The following is a 24,450-nucleotide window of genomic DNA, read 5'->3' on the forward strand; positions in this document are numbered from 1 at the left end:
AAACACCCAATTAAATTACCGATCATTAAATAAATATGCAAGCGCAGCCCGGAATGAGCCTGTTCGTCTTTGCCCGTTTGTGCTTTTCGCTGGTCAAAGCACCCAAATGGGTAAGTTGAAAAGGGCTAGGAAGCCCATAATCACGCCACTTTCGATTAAAATAATGATCGTTAATAAAATGATTGACGAGCACGCCCTTTCGGCAGTAGCATTTAATTAACGGTTGTTAACTTAATCGCGACCGACCCCAATTCATCTGTTTAAGAGAGCAAAATTATGAAAAGCATCAAACTGACCCTGGCTGCTGTAGCATTGTCCTCAATCGCTTTTGGTAGCATGGCTGCAGACTTAGTAAACGAAGCGCCGCTAAATCAACAACAAATTGGTGTGGTTAGCGCGTCAGGTAGCACCAACCTGACATCGCTGGAGAATCAGCTAGCGGAAAAGGCCAATGCTGCTGGAGCAAAGTCATTCCGCATCACTTCGACCTCTGGCAACAACAAGCTAAATGGCACAGCAGTCATTTATAACTAAGAGAATTGAGCGGAGTGCGATGAAGCATTCTGTAAGAAGTGAATAAAAGGCTTCAGAAGATAATCCTTCTGAAGCCTTTTTTCTTATCCGTTAGAACGCAGTTGAGGATAGCGGCGGAAGATAGCGATACACCAGAACAGTGCGCCAAGGCCAATAATGCCGCCGACGTTACCGACGTCCGACATTTGCATATGCAAACTGACCTGATTTCCCAGCAGCGCACCCGCGCCGATACCGATGTTGTAGATACCAGAGAACAGCGACATTGCGACGTCGGTAGCATCCGGCGCCAGCGCCAGCACGCGCACCTGCATCGCCAGACCAATCATCATCATTGCCATGCCCCAAACGATGCACAGCACGGTGATTGCAGCGGGACGCACTGCGGCAAACACCAGCAAGCCCATGCTTAAGGTGATCATCGCGATAGCAGCGATCAGCATTGCCGACGGGAATTTATTGCCCAGCGTACTGAACAGCACGCTGCCGATAATGCCCGCCGATCCAAACAGCAGTAAAAGCAGGGTGGTAAAATTGTCATCCGCATTAGCGACCACCTGCATAAAGGGTTCGATGTAGCTATAAGCGGTGTAATGCGCCGTCACCACCACGGTAACCAGAATGTACATGGCTACCAGCGCCGGACGGCGGAAGAGCATCGGTACGCTGCTCAATGAACCGGTATGCTCGCTCGGCAGACGCGGCAGGATGCGCATCAGCAAAATCAGCAACACCAATGCAGACAAACCGATCATGCCGAAGGTGGTACGCCAGCCAAGATATTGACCGACGATACGCCCAATCGGCACGCCCAGCACCATCGCCAGCGCGGTACCGGTTGCCAGCATACTTAACGCCTGCGTTTTCTTACCCGCAGGCGCCACGCGAATGGCCAGCGAAGCGGTAATTGACCAGAACACCGCGTGCGCCAAGGCAATACCGATGCGCGAGATAACCAGCGAAGTGAAATCCCATGCCACGGACGAGAGCACATGACTGGCGACAAACACGATGAACAGCACGGCTAACAGCAGCCGACGCTCAATATTGCGCGTTAACAGCATCAACGGCAGCGACAATAGTGCGACGACCCACGCATAGATGGTCAACATGATGCCAACATCGGCAGTCTGCATGTCATAGCTGGCAGCGATATCTGACAGCAAACCGACAGGCACGAATTCTGTGGTGTTAAAGACAAAAGCAGCAATAGCCAGCAATACAACGCGTAGCCAGGCCGTTTTACGGGAAACAGTAGTAGATTGCATGGAGTTCAAATCTGTCAGACGGCGAGTGAAAGGGCGAAAAGGCACCCCAGAAAGTGACCGAGGTCACAAATTCCCGCTATTGTGGAGCATTAATGAACGAAGGGAAACCGTTTGTCGGGCTTTTATTACTGATTATTTTTTATCTTGGGAGGCGTGGTTAATAGCCTGAGGTTATTACGCTTTCTGGCATCAAGCCGAGAATAATCAGGAATGGTGCAATGAGGGAAGAGGCGACTGGACCTGACGCCCTAATGAACGCCTTAAGGTCCAGTTATTATTACACGTAAAATTATAGTTATTTTGAAACGCCTCAGCGGTGCTTAACAAAACAGCGGGGTTACCCTACCACGCTCAAATCATGATTATCAGAGTCTCACCATGTGTTTTAGTGCCACGCTATTTTGAGTCGTCATGTTTTTTTTTACCCCAACCGGACAACAATGCTCGCAGCCCAGCGCGCTGGCATAAAATTTACGTGCTTGCTGGATGGCGGCATTTGGCGTGTAGAAAGTCCCAAGAAAACGGCGTGCCTCATCGGCGGGTAAGAACGGGCATCCCGTTGCATGTACTACATGGTTGTCGTTATAGCCGGCGTGCTTATCGACGTAATAATAGAGTCCCATCTAACGACCTCATTGCTGTGAAATAAAAAAAGTCTAACTATTGTTGGAATGGAATGAATTATAGCGACGAATAGCCATTTTGTTTTATCTGGGACTGTGGGATCGCCGTGTGGCGTCCACTTGAGATGAGAACGGGGCGTATTCGCCCCGTTTAACAGATGAAAGGTATTACAGTTTTCGGCACTGCAAACGCCAGCCAACCAGCAAAGCCATTAATAATAGCAGGCTAATGAATAGCGTTACGCCCATCCAGCCGTAGCTGTGCCAGAACACGCCGCCTAAAGTACCGGCCACGCTGGAACCGACGTAATAACTGAACAGATAAAGTGACGATGCCTGGCCTTTAGCACGACGCGCGCGCGGGCCAATCCAGCCGCTGGCAACCGAGTGTGCCGCAAAGAATCCGGCGGTGAACAGCATCATGCCGGGCAAAATCAGCCAAAGCGAGTTAAACGCCGTCAGCAGCAATCCCGCCAGCATAATTGCAGTCGCGCCAATCATCACAGGACCGCGTCCAAAACGGCTGGTCATCGCGCCCGCTTTTGGTGAACTCCATGAACCGGTCAGATACACCACCGACAATAATCCAACCACCGCCTGGCTCAGTGACCACGGCGCACTTAACAGGCGATACCCGATATAGTTGAACAGCGTGACGAACGCGCCCATCAGCAGGAAGCCCTCCGCGAACAGCAGCGGCAAACCTTTATCGCGCCAGTGCAGACGGAAATTGATCAATAAACTGCGCGGTCGCAGCGACGCCGGACGAAAATGTCGGGATGCAGGCAGAATTTTCCAGAACATCAGCGCACCCGCCAACGCGAAGCACCCAATGACGCCCACCGCAACGCGCCAGGAGAAGAAATCGGTCAGTACGCCAGTTAACAATCTTCCACTCATGCCACCAATCGAGTTACCGCTGATATACAGCCCCATGGAAAAGGCGATAACGCGTGGATGAATCTCTTCACTCAGATAGGTCATGCCAACGGCCGCAACGCCGCTCAGCGATAAGCCAATCAGCGCGCGCATCAGCAAAATGCCTTGCCAGCTACTCATGGTAGCGGAAATCAAAGTGCAGATGGCGGCGAGCAACAGTGCGGTAACCATCACCGATTTACGCCCAATTGCATCCGATAGCGGCCCGGTAAATAGCAATCCCAACGCCATTAAGCCGGTAGAGAGCGAGAGAGAAATACTGCTTTGCGCCGGAGAAACGCCAAACTGCTGCGATAGCACCGGCAGAATCGGCTGCACGCAATACAGTAAAGCGAAAGTGGCAAGACCGGCGGAGAACAGCGCCAGCGTTACACGCATAAACTGCGGCGATCCGCGTTCAATCCACTCTGAAGGGGTTGCAGTTGAAGCAGGCTTTACGGACAACTCGTCTTCATCGAGTATCACTGCCTGGGAAGAGCGACTCACGGAACATCCTCGTTAGAATCATCATAAGGTTACTGTAGGAAAGGGTTAATAGGTTGTACAATATATTAATAATCTTAAATGAGACGTTTAAAATATGAATGTCGAATTGCGCCATCTACGCTATTTCATTGCCGTCGCTGAAGAGCTGCATTTTGGTCGTGCCGCGCAGCGCCTGAATATTTCACAACCGCCGTTGAGTCAGCAGATTCAGCAGCTGGAACAGGAAATTGGTGCGCAGCTGTTTACCCGCACCAATCGCAGCGTGCAGATCACGCCCGCTGGCGCGCTGTTTTTGCAGGATGCGCGTGGCATTTTGTTGCAGGTTGAACAGGCAGCGCGCCGCGCCGCACGCGTGCACACCGGTCAGGAAGGCGAGTTGCGCATTGGCTTTACCTCGTCAGCGCCGTTTACTGGTCTGGTTTCAGATGCGCTGTATCAATTCCGCCAGCGTTGGCCAGAAGTGCACATTCAGATGCAGGAGAACAACACGCGCCAGCAGCTTGCGCCACTTCATGACGATCGACTCGATCTCGGTGTGATGCGCAATACGCCGTTGCCCAGCGATCTGCAACACCGCGTGTTACTGCGTGAGCCGCTGTGCGCGGTAGTACATTGGGCGCATCCGCTGGCCGATGCGGAGTCGATTTCCATTCAGGCGTTAGCTAACGAGCCATTTGTATTTTTCGATCCGCAAGGCGGCACCGCGTTGTACGGTGAAATTCTGGCGCTGCTGCATCGTTATCAAATCAAACCGTTTATTACTCAGGAAGTGGGCGAGGCGATGACTATTCTGGGGTTGGTGGCAACCGGTCTTGGCGTGTCAATTCTGCCGGCGTCGTTCCGCCGTGCACGTTTGGCCGATGTGGTGTGGATCCCTTTGCAGGAGAACGACGCGATTTCTGAAGTTTGGCTGGTCTGGTCAACTACTCGAGAACCGACGGCGCAAATGACCAACATGATGTCGCTGATGCTGCAAAATGCGGAGAATTAAACCAGCGGGTGAAGCAGGACATAAACTTTATGTGCGATAAATCACATTTCTAATCAAATATTTGACGCTGCTGGTCAATCTGCATCACCATAGCTGCTGTTTATTTAGAAGCGCGAAAATAATGGGAGCAGGGCGTGAATCTGTACAGTCAACCTGGTCATATTGATCAGATAAAACAGACCAACGCAGGTGTGGTTTACCGACTGATTGACCTTTACGGCCCGATTTCGCGTATTGAGCTTTCTAAACGTGCCCAGTTAGCACCCGCCAGCATTACCAAAATCGTGCGTGAAATGCTTGATGCCCATCTGGTACAGGAAACCGAGTTTCAGGAACCCGGCAGTCGCGGTCGTCCAGCGATTGGTTTAATCCTCGATACGCTCGCCTGGCACTATCTCGCCGTACGCATTCAGCCCGGATTCATTACGCTAACGCTTCGCGATCTCAGCAGCCGCGCGCTGCAGGAAGATCGCTTGCCGCTGCACGCCAGCGCCGAAAAACCGCTGCTGCAAACCTTGCTGAATTTGGTAAATGACTTCTTTATTCGTCATCAAAGCAAGCTGGAGCGTTTGACCGCCATCGCCATTACTTTGCCGGGATTGATCAACGCGGCTTCTGGCGTGGTACATCGTATGCCGGGTTACGACGTGCAGGATATGCCACTGGGAGAAACGCTGGCGCAGCGCACCGGTTTGCCGGTGTTCGTGCAGCATGATATTTCTGCCTGGACGTTAGCCGAATCACTGTTTGGCGCATCCAGCGGCGCACAACATGTCATTCAGATTGTGATCGATGAAACCGTCGGTGCGGGCGTGATCAGCGGCGGACAACTACTGCATAAAAATGGCCGTACGCTGGTGGAGATTGGTCATACGCAAATCGATCCTTACGGCCAGCAATGTTATTGCGGCAATAATGGCTGTCTGGAAACCGTCGCCAGCATCGGAAGCTTGCTTACTCTCACCGCCCAGCGTTTGCCGTCGCAGCTAGACAGTTTGCTGCATCAGACTCCGTTGACGATTGAGAGCTTATGCGCCGCCGCGCAGCAGGGCGATCGTCTGGCGCGTGATGTGATTGCTGGCGTCGGACATCACATTGGCCGCATGCTGGCGATGATGGTAAACATCTTTAATCCTCAACAAATCCTTATTGGTTCGCCGCTTAATCAAGCCGCCGATGTGCTGTTTCCTGCGGTGAGTAGTACCATTCGTCAACAGGCGTTACCCGCTTATAGTAGTGAAATCCAGCTCACACCAACGGCTTTCAGCGATCCCGGCACTTTTGGCGGCGCCGCACTGATAAAAGACGCGCTCTATAGCGGCCACTTATTGGTAAAACTGTTGCAGGGATAATGACAGCTCGCCTTAAGTTTGTCCTAACGCAATCTGCCTGCGAAAACATTTCCTTAAACTGCCTCCTTCGCACGTTACACATCGCTTTAATGAAGGAGGAGAATGGTGAAAACGCTTTTTGTCACCGGTACCGACACCGCGGTGGGTAAAACCGTGGTATCTCGCGCGTTATTACAGTGCTTTGCCAAGGCGAATCTCTGCGCCGCAGGTTTTAAACCTGTCGCCAAAAGCGCACAGCGCACACCCGAAGGCTTACGTAATAAAGATGCACTGCTGTTACAGCAGGCTTCGGGCCTCACTCTCACTTATTCCGCCGTTAATCCAATCGCCCTGGAAGAGGATGAAATCAGCACCAGCCCGACGCAGCGCATTGATTATCCATTACTCACTCGCAGTCTTAACGATTTACAGGCTAACGCAGCGCGCGTGGTGGTGGAAGGCACCGGCGGCTGGCGCAGCCTAATGAACGACTTGCAGCCGTTGTCTGATTGGGTGCGACAGGAGCATTTACCGGTTGTGTTGGTTGTAGGCATTAAGGAAGGTTGCATCAGCCACGCTTTACTGACCGCCGAGGCCATTGCGCAGGATGGATTGCAACTGGCGGGTTGGGTAGCAAACCGTATTAATCCCGGCCTGGCGCATTACGCTGAAATTATTAATGTTTTGAGCGAGAAGCTAGGTGCACCTTTATTAGGCGAGTTGCCTTACCTGCCGCGTGCAGAGCAGCGGGAACTGAGCGGTTATCTGGATATTTCCCTGCTCGATGACAATATTACGCACGACAACAGTGCAAAGCCTGCGGCCTGATGAAACAAAGTGTCGCAAATGATCAATGGCTGAATCTAACGATTCAGATTCAGCCATCCTTTTTAACGAATTAATTCCTCTATTATTCAATCCTTTACTCCCCGCATTTTATTGAACACTCTTCTCTGGCGTGATTCATGCATCAGCTGCTCTGATGAATATCTTGCCGGAGCACCTGTATGTCGCAATCAGATGAGAAAGGTTTGTTGTATGGGCTGAATGACCGCATCGGTCCATTGCCTGCATTTTGTGCCGCACTGCAACATGTGCTGGCCAGCGTCGTCGGCATAATTACGCCGCCGCTGATTATTGGTTCCGTTTTGGGATTACAGGCATGGATCCCGTATCTGATCAGCATGTCGCTGTTGGTTTCCGGTTTGGGTACATTCCTGCAGGCGCGCCGCTTTATGGGCATTGGCGCCGGCATGATCTGCCTGCAGGGCACCAGTTTTGCCTTTCTGGGCGTGATTTTGTCGGGCGGATTGATGGTCAAAGCGCGCGGTGGATCGCCGGAAGAGATCATGGCGATGATCTTTGGCTGCAACCTGGTGGCGGCGATGATTCCGATGCTAATCAGCCGCTGCATCGCGCCATTGCGCAAAGTGTTGACGCCGGTGGTCACCGGTACCGTGATCACATTGATTGGCATCAGCCTGATCAAAGTCAGCATCACCGATTGGGCTGGTGGCCATAACGCCAGCGATTTTGGCGCACCGGGTAATCTGGCGCTCGGCGCCTTGACGCTATTGGTGATTATCGTATTAAACCGTTCGCAAAATCGCTGGACTCGGCTGGTTGCCGTGGTTGCCGGCATTGTAGCGGGTTGTATCGCCGCAGCGTTAACCGGTCATCTCACCCTCAAGCCAATGGGCGATACGCCGTGGCTGGTGCTGCCAGAACTGTTCCGTTTTGGTTTTGCCTTTGACTGGACCATCTTCATTCCCATCGCGCTGGTATCGGTGATTGCGGTGATTGAAGCGGTGGGCGATCTCACAGCGAACTGCATGTTGTCGCAGCAGCCGATTGAAGGCGAAGCGTTTGAGCGCCGCATGCAGGGCGGTATTTTCGCCGATGGCATCAGCTGTTTGCTCGCCGCCGTGTTTTCTGCCTTCCCCAACACCACCTTTGCGCAAAATAATGGCGTCATCCAGATGACCGGCGTCGCCAGCCGTTACGTTGGCATGGTGATCGGCGTGATGTTGGTGCTGCTCGGTATGTTCCCGGCGATTGGCACCATGCTGCAGCAGATTCCACCGCCGGTGCTGGGCGGTGCGACCATTGTGATGTTTGGTAGCGTGGTGGCGGCCGGTATCCGTGTGATGACGCAAACGCCGCTTGGCCGTCGCGAGATGCTGATTGTCGCCGTGTCATTTGGTATCGGCTTAGGTGTTGAAGCAGTGCCTGATGTGCTGAAACAATTTCCCACGTTGATTAGCAACCTGTTTGGTCACGCGGTCACCACCGGTGGGATGCTGGCGATTATGTTGAATGTCGTGCTGCCTTCAGAGCGTAGCGAAGCGGTAGCGGCAAAAACGGCTGAGGAATCACGCTAACAAAGCGCACGGAGTCAAATAGCCGAGGGGCATATGGCAGAGGAGTAAAGCATCCCGCGCCAGGGAAGGCGCGGGCTGAGCCTCAGGGATGATTTATGGCGACTTTACGATCTGCCATATGCCCCTCGGCGACTGCTTACGGTTTTATGGATTCAAACGACGGCGCGTACGTCCAGAACTGAGATAATCGGCAATGTAATCCTGCGATATCTCACCGCTATAACGACCTTCCTCATCGACGATCGGCATCCATACCGTGTTGTGCTCATACAACTTCGACAGCACCACGCGCAGGTTCTCTTCTGCTTTGCCGGTCACTTTAAAAGTATGCAGCATCTCTTCGCAGCGGCCCGTGGATCCGCGCGCTTCACGACGCTTCACAAATCCCAGCGGCTTGCCATCTTCATCAACCACCGTCACCGAGCGCATATCGTTATCGTCCATGGTAGCGAAAGCGTCCTGCAATGGCGTTGTGCGCTGCACGGTGATGGTGGGCTGCTGATCGGTGACATCGCCAGCCTGCACCAGCAACAAACGTTTCAGCGTACGGTCCTGACCGACAAAGGAGCCCACAAAGTCGTTCGCCGGTTTGGCTAACAGCTCATCCGGGCTGGCGCACTGCACAATTTTGCCCTGACCAAACACGGCAATGCGGTCGCCGAGCTTCAGCGCTTCATCAATATCATGGCTAACCAGCATCACGGTCTTCTTCAACTGACGCTGCATTTCCAGGAACTCGTTCTGAATCACTTCACGGTTGATCGGATCGACCGCGCCGAAAGGTTCATCCATCAGCAAAACCGGTGGATCAGCGGCCAGTGCGCGAATCACGCCGATACGCTGCTGCTGACCACCGGACATTTCACGCGGATAGCGATGCAGGAACTTGGTCGGATCGAGCGCCACCATGCTCATCAATTCCGTGGCGCGTTCGCGGCAGCGCTTCTTATCCCAGCCCAGCATGCGCGGCACCACGGTAATGTTCTCCTCGATGGTCATGTTCGGGAACAGACCAATCTGCTGGATCACGTAACCAATATTGCGGCGCAGGGTAACGGTATCTTGTCCGCTGGTGTCTTCACCATTGATCAAAATCCTGCCGCTTGAAGAAGGAATCAGGCGGTTAATCATCTTCAGCGTAGTGGTTTTGCCACAACCCGATGGGCCGAGCAGCACACACATTTCCCCGGCAGGCACTTCCAGGCTGACGTTATCCACGGCATTGAGAGACGTGCCGTTCTTTTGCGTAAAGGTTTTCGTCAGGTTTTCCAGTTTTATCATTATCGAATCCCCTTAGGAGTCAGCGCCGACTGCAAACGGTGCAGCAGCCAATCAAGCACAATCGCGAGCAAACAAATCATCAAGGCACCGGCAATCAGCATGCGCACATCGCTGCCGCTGATACCGTCGAGCAGTTGCAGGCCCAAACCGCCTGCACCAATCACGGCGGCAATCGCCATTACGCCAACGTTCATCACCACCGCCGTACGAATACCGCCAAAAATCACCGGCAGCGCCATCGGAATTTCCACCCAGCGCAAACGCTGCCAGAAAGTCATGCCAATTCCGCGACCAGCTTCGCGCAGTCCGGGTGACAAATTCTCCAGCGCGGTATGCGTATTACGCACAATCGGCAGCAACGAGTAGAGAAACACCGCAGTAATCGCGGGCAGGGCGCCAATGCCCTGACCGATCATGGAAAACAGCGGAATCATCAAACCAAACAACGCAATGGTCGGAATGGTTAACACAATGGTGGCGATGCCGAGCACCGGCGTGGCCAGCCACTTAAAGCGCACAATCAAAATGCCCAGCGGCACGCCAACGATAATGGCGAAACCTACCGCGACCAGCACCAGCCAGGTATGTTGCCAGGTGAGCGACATCAAGGTGTGCCAGTTATTCATGATGTAATGCAAGGTATCCACAGCGCCTCCTTACAGCATGTTCTTAGATTGAAGGAAATCACGCGCCACCTGTTGCGGCGACTGATGATCAATATCGACACGCTTGTTCATCTCGGTGATCGCTTCGTCATTAATCAATGCGGAAAGCTGATTAAGCGCCGTATCCAAGCCTGGATGGCTCTCCAGCACATCCTGACGCACCACTGGCGTGACGTTGTAACTCGGGAAGAAGTGCTTATCATCTTCTAACACTTTGAGTTCAAACCCTTTCACACGGCCATCGGTGGTGTAGATTAAACCCGCGTCAACAAAGCCATCGCGTATAGCGTTGTAGACTAAGCCGGGATCCATCTGGCGAATCTGCGGCCGATCGAGCGGCATGTTGTAGGCTTTCTGCAACGGCTTCAGGCCATCGGAGCGGCCCGAGAACTCCAGGTCTAAACCGAGTTTCCAGTTATGATCCGGATCGTTCTTGCGCACCTCTTCCAGCTTCGCCACCAGTTGCGACATGGTGTTGATGCCTTCTTTCTCCGCGCGATCGCGTTGCATAGCAAACGCATAGGTATTGTTCATCGGTGCAGGATTGAGCCAGACCAGACCCAACTTCGCATCCAGCTGTTTTACCGTTTTATACGCGTCTTCCGTCGACATCGGCTTATTGATGTGGTTAAAGATGATTAGCGAAGTACCGGTATATTCCCACGTCATATCAATCTGTTTATTGATCATCGCGTTACGACCAATGGTGGTGGCGATATTGGTCTTAGGGATCACCTGAAAACCTTTCTTCTGCAACCAGATCACCGTCATCGCGGAGAGAATGTGCTGCTCAGTAAAGCTCTTAGTTGCCATGGTGATTGGTGTTGCAGCAGCAACGCTGTGGCTGATTGCCAGCGTCGCGGTCAGTGCTAGCGCAGTACGTTTTACCCAGCGCGCCAGCTTATTGGCAGTAGCCATCACAAATCTCCTTGTGTTAAGCCACAGAGTGCGGGCTGAGATAACGTCCCAATGCTGCAAGCAGCATGTCGAGCACCAGCGCAACCAGCGCGGTTGCCACGGCGCCAAGGATCAGCGTAGGGAAGTCGTTGAGGTAGATGCCGGGGAAGATCAGTTCACCAAAGCTGCTGGCACCAATCAGAAACGCCAATGGCGCGGTACCGACGTTTATCGCCGTAGCGATGCGCACGCCTGCCAAAATCACCGGCAGCGCATTGGGAATTTCCACCTGACGCAAACGCTGAAACTTGGTCATACCTATACCGTTGGCGGCTTCGATTAGCGACGGCGGTACCGCGCTTAAACCGGCAAAAGTATTACGCACAATCGGCAGCAGCGAGGCGAGGAACAGAGCTATCAGCGCGGGACGATCGCCGATACCGACAATCACCATCGCTAGCGCCAATACCGCCAGCGGTGGCAGCGTATTACCCACGTTGAAGATTTGCATCACGTACTCTGCCCAGCGGCGGGCAAACGGACGACTTAGCAGGATCCCGCTGGGAATCCCTACCAGCAGCGCAAAGAACATTGACCAAAACACCAAAAACAGATGCTGCTGCCCGAGATAGATCAAATCTTCCCGGCGGTCGCGCAGCGTATTCAGCCCCAGCCCCCATACTAGCAGGGCAATCACCGCAACAATTGCGAGCAGAGCCAGCCCAGCGCGGCGGGCGAGCGATGCATTTTGCATAGCCAGTGTCTCCCTGATTCAAAAAAATCGTTCGATGTGGTGATGTCATTCCCAGGATGGCGGCGCAGTGTCAAAAACGCACATATACGAAAATCCTTCACCCCATTAAATTGCAGTTAAAATGACTATTTGCAGATACTTTTTCAGTGAATAACTGGAAAGCACCACTTAGACCTATAGCAATGCTTGTCGATAAGTGCCAGTTTCTGCGGCAAAATCAGTCAGATAGAAATAATCAAAAACCGCAGCTAACCCGCATGGAATAAGGCATCATACGACAATAAAAAATTTTCATCGAAATAAGTGACGTCGTCACAGATGGGGCGCACGCAGAGGAAACTGGTCTGGTGAATTTTCAGCTAGCCTTGTTAGAAATTAGGGAGACGTATGACTGAAACTGCAGAATTGAACACGGAACATCGCCACTGGATTCTCATCGGCTGCATGCTCGCTATGTTTATGGCGGCGATTGAAGTCACCATCGTGGCCACCGCGATGCCGACCATCATTGCCGATCTTGGCGGCTTTTCGCAGTTTGGCTGGGTATTTTCCATCTATTTACTGACACAAGCCGTCAGCGTGCCGCTCTATGGCCGATTAGCAGACATGTGGGGCCGCAAACGGCTGCTGTTTATTGGCGTATCGCTGTTCCTGCTGGGATCGATTTTGTGCGGATTCGCCCACAGCATGACGTGGCTGATTCTGTTTCGCGCTTTTCAGGGTTTAGGTGCCGGCGCGATTATGCCGCTGACCTCCACCATTGTGGCTGACGTCTATTCGCCGCGCGAACGCGCCAACGTACAAGGCTGGCTCTCCAGCGTCTGGGGCGTGGCGGCAATTATTGGCCCGCTGAGCGGCGCGTGGCTGGTACAGCACTTTAGCTGGTCGGTGATTTTCTGGGTTAACGTACCGATTGGCGCGATCGCCATGTTGCTGCTGGCGCGCTTCCTTCCATCGCGTGAGCAAAATCAGGCCACCACGCTCAATCTTACCGGCAGCTGTTGGCTGATGATCTGCGTGACGGCATTATTAGTCGCGCTGTTACAGGCCGAAGTGCTCGGCTTCTGGCTGCTGCCATTCCTGCTGCTGGCAGTCATCGCCGCCTGGCGTTTAAAACATCATGAACAGCGTGCTGATGCACCGCTGTTTCCGCTGGAAATCTGGCGCAGTCGGCTCATCGTTGCTGGCAACATCGGCAACCTGATTATCGGTGCCAGCATGATGGGCATCAGCGCGTTTTTGCCGACATGGATTCAGGGCATCACCGGCGGCACGCCGCTGCAGGCCGGCAGCGCGCTGGCGATGATGTCGATTGGCTGGCCGCTGGCCAGTACATTGAGCGGTAGGTTGATGCTTATCACCTCCTATCGCTTCACCGCGCAGTTGGGCGCGCTGCTGCTGATTGCTGGCAGCGCGTTGCTGCTGCTACTGCGCAGCGACAGCTCAATCGTGCAGGCCGGATTCACCGCCTTTGTGATTGGTACCGGCATGGGCATGACCAGCACCACGTTTCTGGTATCGGTACAGAACCATGCGCATTACGACATTCGCGGCATTTGCACCGCCTCAATCATGTTCAGCCGCATGATCGGTTCGGCGATTGGTACCGCGTTATTGGGCGCGGTGCTGAACCTCAACTTGTCGCTGCGTCTGCCGCAGGCCGACGATCCGATGCAGAAAATCATGTCGCCTGAAAGCCGTCAGACGCTGTCGGAGGCGACATTGCATGACTGGACCGGACAAATCGCCAGTTCTTTACATTGGGTGTTTGTAGTGTCGTTGCTGATTGCGCTGCTAACGTTGTGGGTGGCGTGGATAATGCCGCGGCAAAGGCCGGAAGTGGAGTAAAAGCAGGGCGGCCAGAGAGCCGCCCGAAAGTTTACTGCGCTGGCGTATCCTGAGAGCTGCCCGCGCTGTCTGGCACGGTGCTGTCACCATCACGGCCATTTTTCTTGTAGACGATTTTCTGTGTGTCGTTCTCACAATGACCCACAACCTGGCCGCCGACCTGATCGGCTTGATCATTGGCCACGATATCCAGCGTGAAGTCCGATTCGGCGACGCCGTTGTTAATGATTTTTTTGCTGATGTCCGCTTTGACGCTTTCACAAGACGCCTGCGCCAATACCGGCAGCGACAACATCGCCATCAGCAGAACTGCATTACGTTTTTTCATCATTCACTCCTTTGGTCAGAAATCCTGTCAAAACTATAGCAGTGATAAACGATTAAGGTGCAATTGGACGTCCGGTGCGGCGGTCGAGGCAGCGCAGCGTATTCGGTTCCCAATAGGCGTTAACGTTGTAGCTCTTTTCGCAGGAGTCGCGGGTATCAAAGGCTTTGTCCGCTTTATCAAACTCTTTCTCAACGCGGGTATTGACCTTGTTACGCAGATTTTTAGTATCGTTCCACTGCTCTTTGCTCTGGCGCGCGGCTTCATTGCTGGAGGCGCTGCTGCCATCTTCAATGATCAGGCGATCGGTTTTGGCAGACGCAATTGGCGCAGCCATTAACAGGCTCGACGTCACCACGGTCGCCAACAGGGCGGATAACAGTTTTTTCATCGTCATTTCCTTCAGTTAACACCAGCACAGCCGGGATCGCGGCTGTAACAACCATGGGCGCTAGTATATCATCGCTGCTTCTTTGCTCACCAGCGGTGAGCGCTTTGTTTAGCTTAGTGAGAGATTTTCTATGCTGGTAAAAACCGCCTTGCTGTTTTTTATCACTGCGATAGCGGAAATTGTTGGCTGTTTCCTGCCGTGGCTATGGTTGAAGAAGGGCATGACGGCCTGGCTGCTGGTGCCCGCCGCAGCAAGTCTGGCGCTGTTTGTTTGGTTGTTGACGCTGCATCCCGCCGCGAGCGGGCGCGTCTATGCAGCCTATGGCGGCGTATACGTGTTAACCGCGCTGATCTGGCTGCGCGTGGTGGATGGCGTAAAACTCAGTACATGGGATTGGGTCGGTGCGCTGGTCGCCTTTAGCGGCATGTTGATTATCGTGACAGGGTGGGGCCGGGTGTAATAACCGGCAACACAGGCATTGGATATTAGGGGAAACATCCCGATGAGGTCGTAGCGGCGAAAGCCGCCGGAGCGCCTCACGGGATGGTCGCCCCGGGTATCTCGATCAAACAGCGTATAACCGCGATTAACCTTTATGCACTTTCAATCCTGCAGTGGTTTGCGTCACCGGCATAATCTCCAGCGTATTGATGTTGACGTGCTTAGGCAGCGTCGTCACCCAATAGACCGCTTCGGTCACATCTTCCGCCGTTAACGCGGTGGTGCCTTCGTAAACCTGGCCCGCTTTATCATCATCGCCCTTGAAGCGCACGTTGGAGAACTCGGTGCCGCCCACCAAACCTGGCTCGATATCGGTCACGCGCAGCGCGGTGCCGTGCAGGTCGGTACGCAGATTCAGGCTGAACTGGCGCACGAACGCTTTGGTCGCGCCATACACGTTGCCACCCAAATAGGGCCAGCTGCCCGCAATCGAACCGATATTCACGATATGACCGACGTTGCGCTCCACCATCGCAGGCAGCACCGCACGCGTCATGTACACCAACCCTTTGTTGTTGGTGTCGATCATATTTTCCCAGTCTTCGATATTGGCTTTGTGCGCCGGTTCCACACCCAGCGCCAGGCCAGCATTGTTCACCAGCACATCAATATTGCGCCATCCAGCGGGCAGGGAGGCAATCACTTCATCGATGGCGGCGCGATTACGCACGTCCAGCTGAACGGTATACAGATTATCGCCCAGCTCATCTTTCAACTCTTTTAAGCGCTCAGCGCGACGTCCGCTGGCGATCACTTTATGACCTGTAGCAATGAAGCGGCGGGTGATACTTTGACCAAAACCAGCCGTTGCGCCGGTAACAAAAATAATCATCTCACTGTTCCTTAAACGATTTCAGGTTATCAGCCACACCTTAGCATTAACCTCGAACCCATGCTCATGAAAACCAAAGGCAGCGTGTTGCAGGATCTTTCCTGCACATCGCGAGTGCATCAGCGCACCACAAAGGCGCACGTTTGCGGGCGATCAACTCGCCATGTCAGGTAAAACTTAGCACAATGTTAAATAGCAACCGTTTGCGAACCCAGGCAACCGGTTGCGCATACGTTTGCCAGGCAAGCTTGACATAAAAACACGCCAAAACAACCTATAATATTGAAAGTAAACAGTATTTTTTGTTCTTTGCATTGGCATGCGCTTTGCAAACTATCTTTAAGGCAATCACCTGCACTAATAAAAAAGCACCAAGGAACCATTATGCCTTACGCACCCGAAACGCTGCTGCGCGCCAGCTTCTTTGATTTCACCGCTCTGGCCGCGCAGCCAGACGACATCGCTGCCAATGCGCGCTATCTCGAAGATGGCTTATTAACGCTGCGTGACGGCAAAGTGGTCAGCCTTGAAAGCTGGCAAATTGCGGAAGGGCGCGTCGATCACACGCGCGTCACCGATCTGCGCGGCAAACTGATCGTGCCCGGTTTTATCGATACCCATATCCATTACCCGCAAACCGAGATGATCGGCGCCTTTGGCGAACAGCTGCTGGAGTGGCTCAACCAATACACTTTCCCGGTGGAGAGCCAATATCACTGTCCCGATCACGCGGCAAAAATGTCGGCGTTTTTCCTGCATCAGCTGTTGTCGAACGGTACCACCACCGCGCTGGTATTCGGCACCGTGCATAAGCAGTCGGTTGATTCCCTGTTCAGCGCCGCACAGCAGCTGGATATGCGGCTGATTGCCGGCAAAGTGATGATGGATCGCAACGCACCGGAATACCTGACCGAAACGCCGGAAGAGAGCTATAAGCACACGCGTGAACTGATTGAGCGCTGGCATCAACGCGGCCGCCTGAGCTATGCGCTAACGCCGCGCTTTGCGCCGACCTCGTCGCCCGAACTGCTGGACAAAGTGCGCCAACTGCGTGAGGAGTTCCCTGATGTCTGGATGCACACGCACTTAAGTGAAAACCAGCAGGAGATCGCCTGGGTGAAAGCGTTATTCCCGGAGCGGGCGGGCTATCTCGATGTCTATCATCACCACCAACTCACCGGCAAACGCAGCGTGTTTGCGCACTGTTTGCATCTGGAAGATCAAGAGTGGCAATGCCTGCATGACACCGATTCATCGATTGCCTTCTGCCCAACGTCAAACCTGTTCCTCGGCAGCGGCTTATTCAACATCAAACGCTGCTGGCAGCAGGGCGTGCGCATGGGAATTGGCACCGACGTTGGAGCTGGCACCACCTTTAATCTGCTGCAAACGCTGGGCGAAGCCTACAAAGTCGGCCAGCTACAGCAGTACAAACTCAGCGCCTGCGAAGCGTTCTATCACGCCACCTTAGGCGGCGCGCACGCGCTCGACCTCGATGACGTTATCGGCAACTTTAATCCCGGTAAAGAGGCTGATTTTGTGGTGCTCGATCCGGCGATGTCGCCGCTGCAAAAGCTGCGAAACGCCAACAGCAAAGATATCTGGGAGCGGCTATTTGTGATGATGACACTTGGCGACGACCGCAACATTGCGCAAACCTGGGTGAGCGGCAAGCCGGTTTGGCAGCGCGAAAGTGAGGAGCAAATCGCATGATCCAGTTCTTACTCAACGATCGTTTAATTACCGAACGCGAGCTCGATCCCAATCTCACCGTGCTTAACTACCTGCGCGGCCAGCAGCAGCGTCGCGGCACCAAAGAGGGTTGTGCCTCGGGCGACTGCGGTGCCTGCACCGTCACGCTCGGTAAAGTGGTGGATGGCGAGATGCAGTATCAGGCGGTCAACAGCTGTTTGACGCTGGTAAGCAGCCTGCAAGGCAAGCAGCTGATTACGGTGGAAGATCTCAAGCAGGGCCGCGAACTGCACAGCGTGCAGCAAGCGATGGTGGATTGCCACGGGTCGCAATGCGGTTACTGCACGCCGGGTTTCGTGATGTCGCTGTTTACCCTGCAGAAAAACAGCGCAGGTTGGGATCGTCATCAGGCAGAACAGGCGCTGGCGGGCAATTTGTGTCGCTGTACCGGCTATCGTCCGATCATGGATGCGGCGCAGCAGGCATGCGAACAACCTGTTGCGGATGCCTTCAGCGCCAATGCACCTGTGTTAGTGCAGCGTTTACAGGCGCTCAGCAACACCGAAGTCCAGATTATCGAAGCAGCGGGCAGCCGCTGCTATCTGCCAAAAACGTTAGCGCAGCTCGCCGATCTCTATCAGCAATATCCCGAAGCTCGTTTGGTGGCCGGTGGCACCGATCTGACGCTGCAAATCACCCAACAATATAAGCGCCTGCCGCTGCTGATTGCGCTGGAGCAGGTTGATGAGTTGAAGGTCTGCCACGAAGATGAAACACATCTTTATCTTGGCGCTGCCGCCTCATTGCATCATTGCTATCAGTTTTTAGCGCAGTACATTCCGGCGTTTAGCAGCATACTGGAGCGTTTTGCCTCGTTGCAAATTCGTAATCAAGGCACGCTCGGCGGCAACATTGGCAACGCATCGCCGATTGGTGATTGCGCGCCGATGCTGCTGGCACTGAATGCGCGTCTGGTTTTGCAGCAGGGCGATAAGCAGCGAGAAGTCCGGCTTGATCAATTCTTTACTGCCTATCGCCAAACGGTCTTGCTGCCGGGGGAATTCATTCGCAGCATCACCATTCCTAAAGTGACGGTGTCACCCAACTTTACAGCGTGGAAGGTGGCGAAACGGCTGGATGATGATATTTCCGCCGTGTTCGCCGCCATTAACCTGCAAATCGAGGAAGGTGTGATTGTGGAAGCGCGACTGGCTTTTGGTGGCATGGCCGCCACGCCGAAGCGCGCGCTGGCGGCTGAAGCCCAATTGCTGGGTCAGCCGCTGAATCTCAGCGCCATCGAAAAAGCCTGCGCCGCATTGAGCGCGGATTTTAAGCCGCTGAGCGACTTCCGCGCCAGCGCCGATTATCGCCTGCAGGTGGCGCGCAATCTGTTGCGCCGCTATTACGCACAAGCGTCTGGCGAGCTGACCATTACTGAGGTATCGCGCTATGTCTCATAACCGTCCGGAACTGAACGAAACGCTGCTGAAAACCCAGTTCGCCACCGGCATGCAAACGGGCGTGGGGCGCAGTAACAAACACGAAAGTGCCGACAAGCATGTCTCCGGTGAAGCGCTGTATATCGACGACAAGCCCGATCTGCCGGGATTGCTGCATCTCTGTCCGCGACTGAGCGAGCACGCGCATGCGCGCATCACCAAACTGAATGTGCAGCCGTGCTATGCGGTGCCGGGCGTAGTCAGCGTGCTGACGTGGCGCGATGTGCCGGGCCTCAATGATGTCGGTCCGCTCGAACCGGGCGATCCGCTGCTGGCGCAGGATAAAATCGAATATTTCGGTCAGATAGTGATAGCCGTCGCGGCTGATTCACCTGAAGCGGCGCGTGCCGGTGCTGCAGCTGCAATTGTTGAGTATGAAGCGCTAACGGCGGTGCTCGACGTGCGTGAAGCGCTGGAACAGCGCTTCTTTGTGCAGCAGCCGCATATTCACCAACGCGGTGATGCCGAAGCCGCGTTGGCACGCGCGTCGCGCCGTATTCAGGGTGAATTTCACATCGGCGGTCAGGAACATTTCTATCTGGAAACCCAAACGGCGCTGGTGATCCCCGGCGAAGATGACACATTGCAGGTGTTCTCCTCGACGCAAAACCCCACCGAAGTGCAGAAGCTGGTGGCGGAAGTGATGGGCATCACCATGAACAAAGTCACCATTGATATGCGGCGCATGGGCGGCGGCTTTGGCGGCAAAGAGACCCAGGCGGCGGGCGTGGCGTGTTTGTGTGCCATTGCCGCGCGTCAGCTGCGTAAACCGGTGAAAATGCGCCTGGCGCGCCGCGACGACATGCAGATCACCGGCAAACGCCATCCCTTTTTTGTCCGCTACGATGTTGGCGTCGATGACGATAGTCGTTTCTGTGGCGTGAAGATCGATCTGGCCGGCAACTGCGGTTATTCGCTTGATCTCAGCGGATCGATAGTCGATCGCGCGATGTTCCACGCAGATAACGCCTATTACCTCGGCGATGCGTTGATTACCGGCTATCGCTGCCGCACGCATACCGCTTCGAACACCGCCTATCGTGGCTTCGGCGGACCGCAAGGCATGGTGGCGATTGAACAGATCATGGATCACGTCGCACGCGAGCTCGGATTAGATCCGCTCGAACTGCGCAAACGCAATTATTACGGCAAAACCGATCGCAACATCACCCATTACCATCAGCAGGTGGAAGACAATCTGCTGGATGAGATGACCGCGCAGCTAGAAACCAGCAGCGATTACGCCGCGCGGCGTCGTGAAATCAGCGCGTTTAACGCCAGCAACCGTTTTATGAAACGCGGACTGGCGCTGACGCCGGTAAAATTCGGCATCTCATTTACCTCCAGCTTCCTCAATCAGGCCGGTGCGCTGATTTTGATTTATACCGATGGCACGGTGCAACTCAATCACGGCGGTACCGAAATGGGTCAGGGCTTAAACACCAAAGTGGCGCAGATTGTGGCGGAAGTGCTGCAGATTGATATCAGCCAGATTCAGGTGACTGCCACCGATACCGGCAAAGTGCCCAACACCTCGCCAACTGCGGCGTCCAGCGGGGCCGATCTTAACGGCAAAGCGGCGCAGAATGCGGCGCAAATCCTGCGCGATCGCTTAACCGAGATGCTGTGTCAGCAACATCAATGCGCGGCAGAAGCGGTGCATTTCAGCAACGGCATTGTGCGCGTCGGCGAGAAACACTTCACCTTCGCTCAGGTTGCGCAGCAAGCCTGGCTTAATCAGGTGCCACTTTCTGCCACCGGTTTCTACAAAGTGCCAGGCATTCATTACGATCGCGCTGCCGGACGCGGTAAACCGTTCTATTACTTCTCCTACGGCGCGGCCTGCTGTGAAGTGCTTGTGGATACGCTGACCGGTGAATACCGTTTGCTGCGCGCCGACATTTTGCATGACGTGGGCGCATCGCTGAATCCGGCGATTGATATCGGCCAGGTTGAAGGCGGTTTTGTGCAGGGCATGGGCTGGCTCACCTGCGAAGAGCTGGTGTGGAACGACAAGGGCAAATTGCTCACCGATAGCCCGGCCAGTTACAAAATCCCGGCGATCAGCGATGTACCGAGTGATTTGCGCGTCACGCTGGTAGAGAACCGCAAAAACCCGCAGGACACGGTGTTTCACTCCAAAGCCGTCGGCGAACCGCCGTTTATGTTGGGCATCGCTGTGTGGTGCGCGTTGCAGGATGCGGTTGCCAGCGTCGATAACTATCGTCGCCACCCACAGCTGGACGCGCCCGCCACGCCGGAGCGGGTGTTCTGGGGGATTCAGCGCTTATCAGGAGCGGACCATGATTTATCATGACTGGATCAGCGTGTTACACAGCCTGCGGGAAAAACGTGAAAGCTGCGTGTTGATCACCGTGCTGAGCGAGCGGGGCTCCGTGCCGCGCGATCGCGGCAGCAAAATGGTGGTCAGCGCCAATGACACCTTTCTCACCATTGGCGGCGGGCATCTTGAGTATCAATGCATTGCGCAGGCACGCGAGATGCTGCAGCAGCGCTGCACTCAACCGCGCAGTGAAGAGTTTGCGCTGGCTGCGCGCCTCGGCCAATGCTGTGGCGGTCACGCCACTTTGCTGTTTGAACCGCTGATGCAGCAGCAGCCGGAAATCCAGGTATACGGCGCAGGCCACGTCGGCCAGGCGCTGGTGAATCTGCTCGCCACCTTGCCGTGCCACATTACGTGGATTGATAGCCGCGCCGCACAGTTTCGCGCCGTGCCGCCTGGCGTGACGGTGCGCCAGGTTGAAGATCCGATCGACTGTGTGCAAGAAGCCGCGCCCGACAGCTACTTTGTGGTGATGACGCACGATCATCCGCTTGATCTGGCGCTCAGTGAAGCGATCTTACGGCGCGGCGATTTTCGCTATGCCGGTGTGATTGGTTCTGCCACCAAAGCCCAGCGTTTTCGTTATCGCTTAGAGGGCAAAGGCATTACGGCAGATTCCCTTGCGCGTTTGCGTTGCCCGATTGGTTTAGCGGATGTGAAGGGCAAGTTACCGGCGGAAATTGCCGTGGCGGTGGCGGGGGAAATCATCAGCGTCTATCAACAGCAGGCGATAAGTTGTTGAGTGACGAGGAAACTGCCAGGATAGAACCATCCCGCCGCCACCGTGCGGCGTTGCTGATTATCAGGAGCGATAATGAATTCACGAGCTAATCCGTTTTTCACCGCCAGCACCTTGCCGTATCAAACCCCGCCATTTGACCAGATTCAGGAAGAGGATTTTCTGCCGGCGCTGGAAGCGGGCATTGAAGAGAAACGGCGCGAAGTGGCGGCGATCGCCAGCAATCCTGAAGCACCAACCTTTGCCAACACCTTTGAGGCGCTGGAGCGCAGCGGCCAGTTGCTGAAGCGCGTCAATCTGGTGTTCGGCGCCATGACCTCTGCCAACACCAGCGATCGCCTGCAGGAAATCGATGAACTGATTACCCCGCAGCTGACCGCGCTCAATGATGAAATCTGCCTGAACAGCCAGCTGTTCGCTCGCCTTGATGCGGTTTACCAGCATCGCGGATCGCAGTGTCCGGATGCTGAAGCGATGCGTCTGGCGGAAGTCACCTGGCAGCATTTCCAACTGGCAGGCGCCAGCCTGAACGACGCGGATAAAACCCAGCTGCGTGCCTGCAATCAGGAATTAGCAAGCCTCAGCACCCGTTTCGGCAACAAGTTGCTGGCAGCCACCAAAGCCGGTGCTTATGTGGTGAGCAATGTGGCGGCCTTGGCGGGATTAAGCGAGGAAGAGCTGGCGCACGCCAAAGCGGCGGCCGAAGCGCGTGGTTTGCACGGCGAATGGTTAATTGCGCTGCAAAACACCACGCAGCAACCGGCGCTGCAAGCCCTTGAAGTGCGCGCCACGCGTGAAGCGCTGTTCCAGCAGGCGCTAACCCGCAGCGAGCAGGGCGATGATAACGACACGCGCGACATCGTGTTACGCATGGCGCAACTGCGCGCGCAGCAGGCGAGTCTGCTCGGCTTCAAAACCTATGCCGAGTGGAGCATGCAGGATCAGATGGCGAAAACGCCGGAGGCGGCTTTTGCCTTTATGCGCAATATCGTACCCGCCGCGCGGGCCCGCGCCGAACGCGAAGCTGCCGATATTCAGCAGGCGATTGAAGCCTCACATCACAGTTTCCCGCTGCGCGTCTGGGACTGGAATTTCTACGCTGAGCAGGTGCGTAAAGCGCAATACGCGCTGGATGAGAGCCAAATCCGCCCGTACTTTGAGTTGAATAATGTGCTGGAGAAGGGCGTGTTCTGGTCGGCCAGCCAATTGTTTGGCATCCGCTTTAGCCAACGCCACGATCTGCCGGTTTATCATCCCGACGTCAACGTTTACGAGATTTTCGATGCCGACGACACGCCGCTGGCGCTGTTCTACACCGACTTCTTCAAACGTGATAACAAAAGCGGCGGCGCGTGGATGAGTAATTTCGTCGACCAAACCACGCTGCTCGGCACCAAACCAGTGATCTACAACGTGTGCAACTACACCAAGCCGCAGGCAGGTCAGCCGGCGCTGCTGAGCTGGGATGAGGTGATCACGCTGTTCCATGAGTTTGGTCATGCGCTGCACGGCTTGTTCGCGTCGCAACGCTATCCGAGCTTGTCGGGCACCGCCACGCCGCGCGACTTTGTCGAGTTCCCGTCGCAGATTAATGAGCATTGGGCCAGCAACGAAGCGGTGTTTGCCAACTATGCGCGCCACTACAAAACCGGTGAGGCGATGCCGGCCGAGCTGCGCGACAAGATGGTGCGTGCCGCGAAGTTCAACAAAGGCTACGACATGACCGAGCTGCTCGCCGCCGCGCTGCTGGATTTGCAGTGGCATTCACTGACCACGCACGACAATCCGCAGGACGTCAGCCACTTTGAATTACAGGCATTGGCGGCCGAAAACATTGCGCTGGCGGCGGTTCCACCACGCTATCGCTCCAGCTATTTCCGTCATATCTGGGGCGGCGGTTATGCAGCTGGCTATTACGCCTATATCTGGACGCAGATGCTGGCCGATGACGGCTATCAAGCCTTTGTCGAACGCGGGGGATTAACGCGAGAAAACGGTCAGCAGTTCCGCGAGCATATTCTGTCTCGCGGAAACAGCACCGATTTGCAGCATCTGTGGCTGGCGTGGCGCGGCAAAGAGCCGGAAATCGGCCCAATGCTGAAAAACCGTGGATTAGAGTCGTAGGGTCG

At 54.8% G+C, this 24,450-nt stretch carries 22 protein-coding genes; 12 read left to right on the forward strand and 10 right to left on the reverse strand.

The genetic code is table 11. From position 1 onward, the window contains the following. Window positions 1-276: 276 nt before the first annotated feature. Window positions 277-534 (forward strand): multiple stress resistance protein BhsA, encoded by a 258-nt coding sequence (bhsA, locus tag PanJK_RS06585; protein WP_256696495.1) that lies wholly within the window; start codon window positions 277-279, stop codon window positions 532-534. A gap of 83 nt (window positions 535-617) precedes the next feature. On the opposite strand, the gene PanJK_RS06590 is transcribed toward bhsA, so the two are convergent. The 3 genes from PanJK_RS06590 to PanJK_RS06600 form a co-directional block, all read right to left on the reverse strand. Next, window positions 618-1,802 (reverse strand): sugar transporter, encoded by a 1,185-nt coding sequence (locus tag PanJK_RS06590; RefSeq protein WP_265298192.1) that lies wholly within the window; start codon window positions 1,800-1,802, stop codon window positions 618-620. 365 nt (window positions 1,803-2,167) lie between these two features. Continuing rightward, window positions 2,168-2,425 carry a hypothetical protein gene (locus PanJK_RS06595; protein WP_154156201.1) on the reverse strand — a complete coding sequence of 86 codons (258 nt, stop codon included), beginning with the start codon at window positions 2,423-2,425 and terminating at the stop codon, window positions 2,168-2,170. A 168-nt stretch (window positions 2,426-2,593) separates the two neighbouring features. Beyond that, window positions 2,594-3,850, reverse strand: a complete 1,257-nt coding sequence (locus PanJK_RS06600; RefSeq protein ID WP_256696493.1) for an MFS transporter — start codon at window positions 3,848-3,850, stop codon at window positions 2,594-2,596. A 94-nt stretch (window positions 3,851-3,944) separates the two neighbouring features. On the opposite strand from PanJK_RS06600, the gene PanJK_RS06605 reads away from it, so the two are divergent. The 4 genes from PanJK_RS06605 to PanJK_RS06620 all read left to right on the forward strand — a co-directional run bounded on the left by PanJK_RS06605 (window position 3,945) and on the right by PanJK_RS06620 (window position 8,553). Beyond that, entirely contained in the window at window positions 3,945-4,841 is an 897-nt protein-coding gene (locus PanJK_RS06605) for a LysR family transcriptional regulator (RefSeq protein ID WP_265298195.1), read from the forward strand. Window positions 4,842-4,975: 134 nt separating this feature from the next. Next, window positions 4,976-6,193, forward strand: a complete 1,218-nt coding sequence (locus PanJK_RS06610; protein ID WP_265298197.1) for an ROK family protein — start codon at window positions 4,976-4,978, stop codon at window positions 6,191-6,193. A 105-nt stretch (window positions 6,194-6,298) separates the two neighbouring features. After that, window positions 6,299-7,000, forward strand: coding sequence for a dethiobiotin synthase (gene bioD / locus PanJK_RS06615; RefSeq protein WP_265298563.1), 702 nt, complete (start codon window positions 6,299-6,301; stop codon window positions 6,998-7,000). Between the two features lie 179 nt (window positions 7,001-7,179). Continuing rightward, complete coding sequence (locus PanJK_RS06620; RefSeq protein ID WP_265298198.1) at window positions 7,180-8,553, forward strand: nucleobase:cation symporter-2 family protein; 1,374 nt, start codon at window positions 7,180-7,182, stop codon at window positions 8,551-8,553. 144 nt (window positions 8,554-8,697) lie between these two features. On the opposite strand, the gene osmV is transcribed toward PanJK_RS06620, so the two are convergent. From osmV to PanJK_RS06640, 4 genes are read right to left on the reverse strand one after another with little or no spacing between them, the layout of a single operon-like run. After that, a complete protein-coding gene (gene osmV, locus PanJK_RS06625) occupies window positions 8,698-9,834 on the reverse strand; it encodes an osmoprotectant ABC transporter ATP-binding protein OsmV (protein ID WP_265298199.1) in 1,137 nt (378 codons plus the stop codon). Next, complete coding sequence (gene osmW, locus PanJK_RS06630; RefSeq protein WP_008108902.1) at window positions 9,834-10,481, reverse strand: osmoprotectant ABC transporter permease OsmW; 648 nt, start codon at window positions 10,479-10,481, stop codon at window positions 9,834-9,836. Before osmW ends, osmV begins: the two co-directional genes overlap by 1 nt. Window positions 10,482-10,490: 9 nt before the next feature. After that, window positions 10,491-11,417 (reverse strand): glycine betaine ABC transporter substrate-binding protein, encoded by a 927-nt coding sequence (locus tag PanJK_RS06635; RefSeq protein WP_265298204.1) that lies wholly within the window; start codon window positions 11,415-11,417, stop codon window positions 10,491-10,493. A 16-nt stretch (window positions 11,418-11,433) separates the two neighbouring features. After that, window positions 11,434-12,150, reverse strand: coding sequence for an ABC transporter permease (locus tag PanJK_RS06640; protein WP_265298206.1), 717 nt, complete (start codon window positions 12,148-12,150; stop codon window positions 11,434-11,436). Window positions 12,151-12,537: 387 nt separating this feature from the next. On the opposite strand from PanJK_RS06640, the gene PanJK_RS06645 reads away from it, so the two are divergent. After that, window positions 12,538-13,998 (forward strand): MDR family MFS transporter, encoded by a 1,461-nt coding sequence (locus PanJK_RS06645; RefSeq protein WP_265298208.1) that lies wholly within the window; start codon window positions 12,538-12,540, stop codon window positions 13,996-13,998. A gap of 31 nt (window positions 13,999-14,029) precedes the next feature. On the opposite strand, the gene PanJK_RS06650 is transcribed toward PanJK_RS06645, so the two are convergent. Both PanJK_RS06650 and PanJK_RS06655 read right to left on the reverse strand, forming a co-directional pair. Continuing rightward, complete coding sequence (locus tag PanJK_RS06650) at window positions 14,030-14,326, reverse strand: DUF1161 domain-containing protein (protein WP_110866185.1); 297 nt, start codon at window positions 14,324-14,326, stop codon at window positions 14,030-14,032. 52 nt (window positions 14,327-14,378) lie between these two features. Then, complete coding sequence (locus PanJK_RS06655) at window positions 14,379-14,714, reverse strand: DUF1283 family protein (protein ID WP_265298215.1); 336 nt, start codon at window positions 14,712-14,714, stop codon at window positions 14,379-14,381. A gap of 133 nt (window positions 14,715-14,847) precedes the next feature. Here PanJK_RS06655 and PanJK_RS06660 point away from each other — a divergent pair, with 133 nt between their 5' ends. Continuing rightward, complete coding sequence (locus PanJK_RS06660) at window positions 14,848-15,174, forward strand: YnfA family protein (protein WP_256698409.1); 327 nt, start codon at window positions 14,848-14,850, stop codon at window positions 15,172-15,174. A gap of 126 nt (window positions 15,175-15,300) precedes the next feature. On the opposite strand, the gene ydfG is transcribed toward PanJK_RS06660, so the two are convergent. Beyond that, a complete protein-coding gene (gene ydfG / locus PanJK_RS06665; RefSeq protein WP_265298217.1) occupies window positions 15,301-16,047 on the reverse strand; it encodes a bifunctional NADP-dependent 3-hydroxy acid dehydrogenase/3-hydroxypropionate dehydrogenase YdfG in 747 nt (248 codons plus the stop codon). A 384-nt stretch (window positions 16,048-16,431) separates the two neighbouring features. Here ydfG and guaD point away from each other — a divergent pair, with 384 nt between their 5' ends. The 5 genes from guaD (at window position 16,432) to dcp (ending at window position 24,445) form a co-directional block, all read left to right on the forward strand. Continuing rightward, window positions 16,432-17,760, forward strand: a complete 1,329-nt coding sequence (guaD, locus tag PanJK_RS06670) for a guanine deaminase (RefSeq protein WP_265298219.1) — start codon at window positions 16,432-16,434, stop codon at window positions 17,758-17,760. Then, complete coding sequence (gene xdhA, locus PanJK_RS06675; protein WP_265298221.1) at window positions 17,757-19,199, forward strand: xanthine dehydrogenase small subunit; 1,443 nt, start codon at window positions 17,757-17,759, stop codon at window positions 19,197-19,199. Before guaD ends, xdhA begins: the two co-directional genes overlap by 4 nt. Further along, the gene (gene xdhB / locus PanJK_RS06680) at window positions 19,189-21,555 is read left to right on the forward strand and encodes a xanthine dehydrogenase molybdopterin binding subunit (RefSeq protein WP_265298223.1); all 2,367 of its coding nucleotides are present in this window, start codon (window positions 19,189-19,191) and stop codon (window positions 21,553-21,555) included. The genes xdhA and xdhB overlap by 11 nt, the downstream gene beginning before the upstream one ends. Next, a complete protein-coding gene (gene xdhC, locus PanJK_RS06685) occupies window positions 21,542-22,324 on the forward strand; it encodes a xanthine dehydrogenase accessory protein XdhC (protein WP_265298225.1) in 783 nt (260 codons plus the stop codon). Before xdhB ends, xdhC begins: the two co-directional genes overlap by 14 nt. Before the next feature lie 72 nt (window positions 22,325-22,396). Next, window positions 22,397-24,445: a peptidyl-dipeptidase Dcp gene (gene dcp, locus PanJK_RS06690; RefSeq protein WP_265298227.1), complete on the forward strand. Its 2,049-nt coding sequence runs from the start codon at window positions 22,397-22,399 to the stop codon at window positions 24,443-24,445. The last annotated feature ends 5 nt before the right edge of the window (window positions 24,446-24,450 follow it).

Source organism: Pantoea sp. JK (assembly GCF_026130245.1).
Lineage (GTDB): Bacteria > Pseudomonadota > Gammaproteobacteria > Enterobacterales > Enterobacteriaceae > Pantoea > Pantoea trifolii.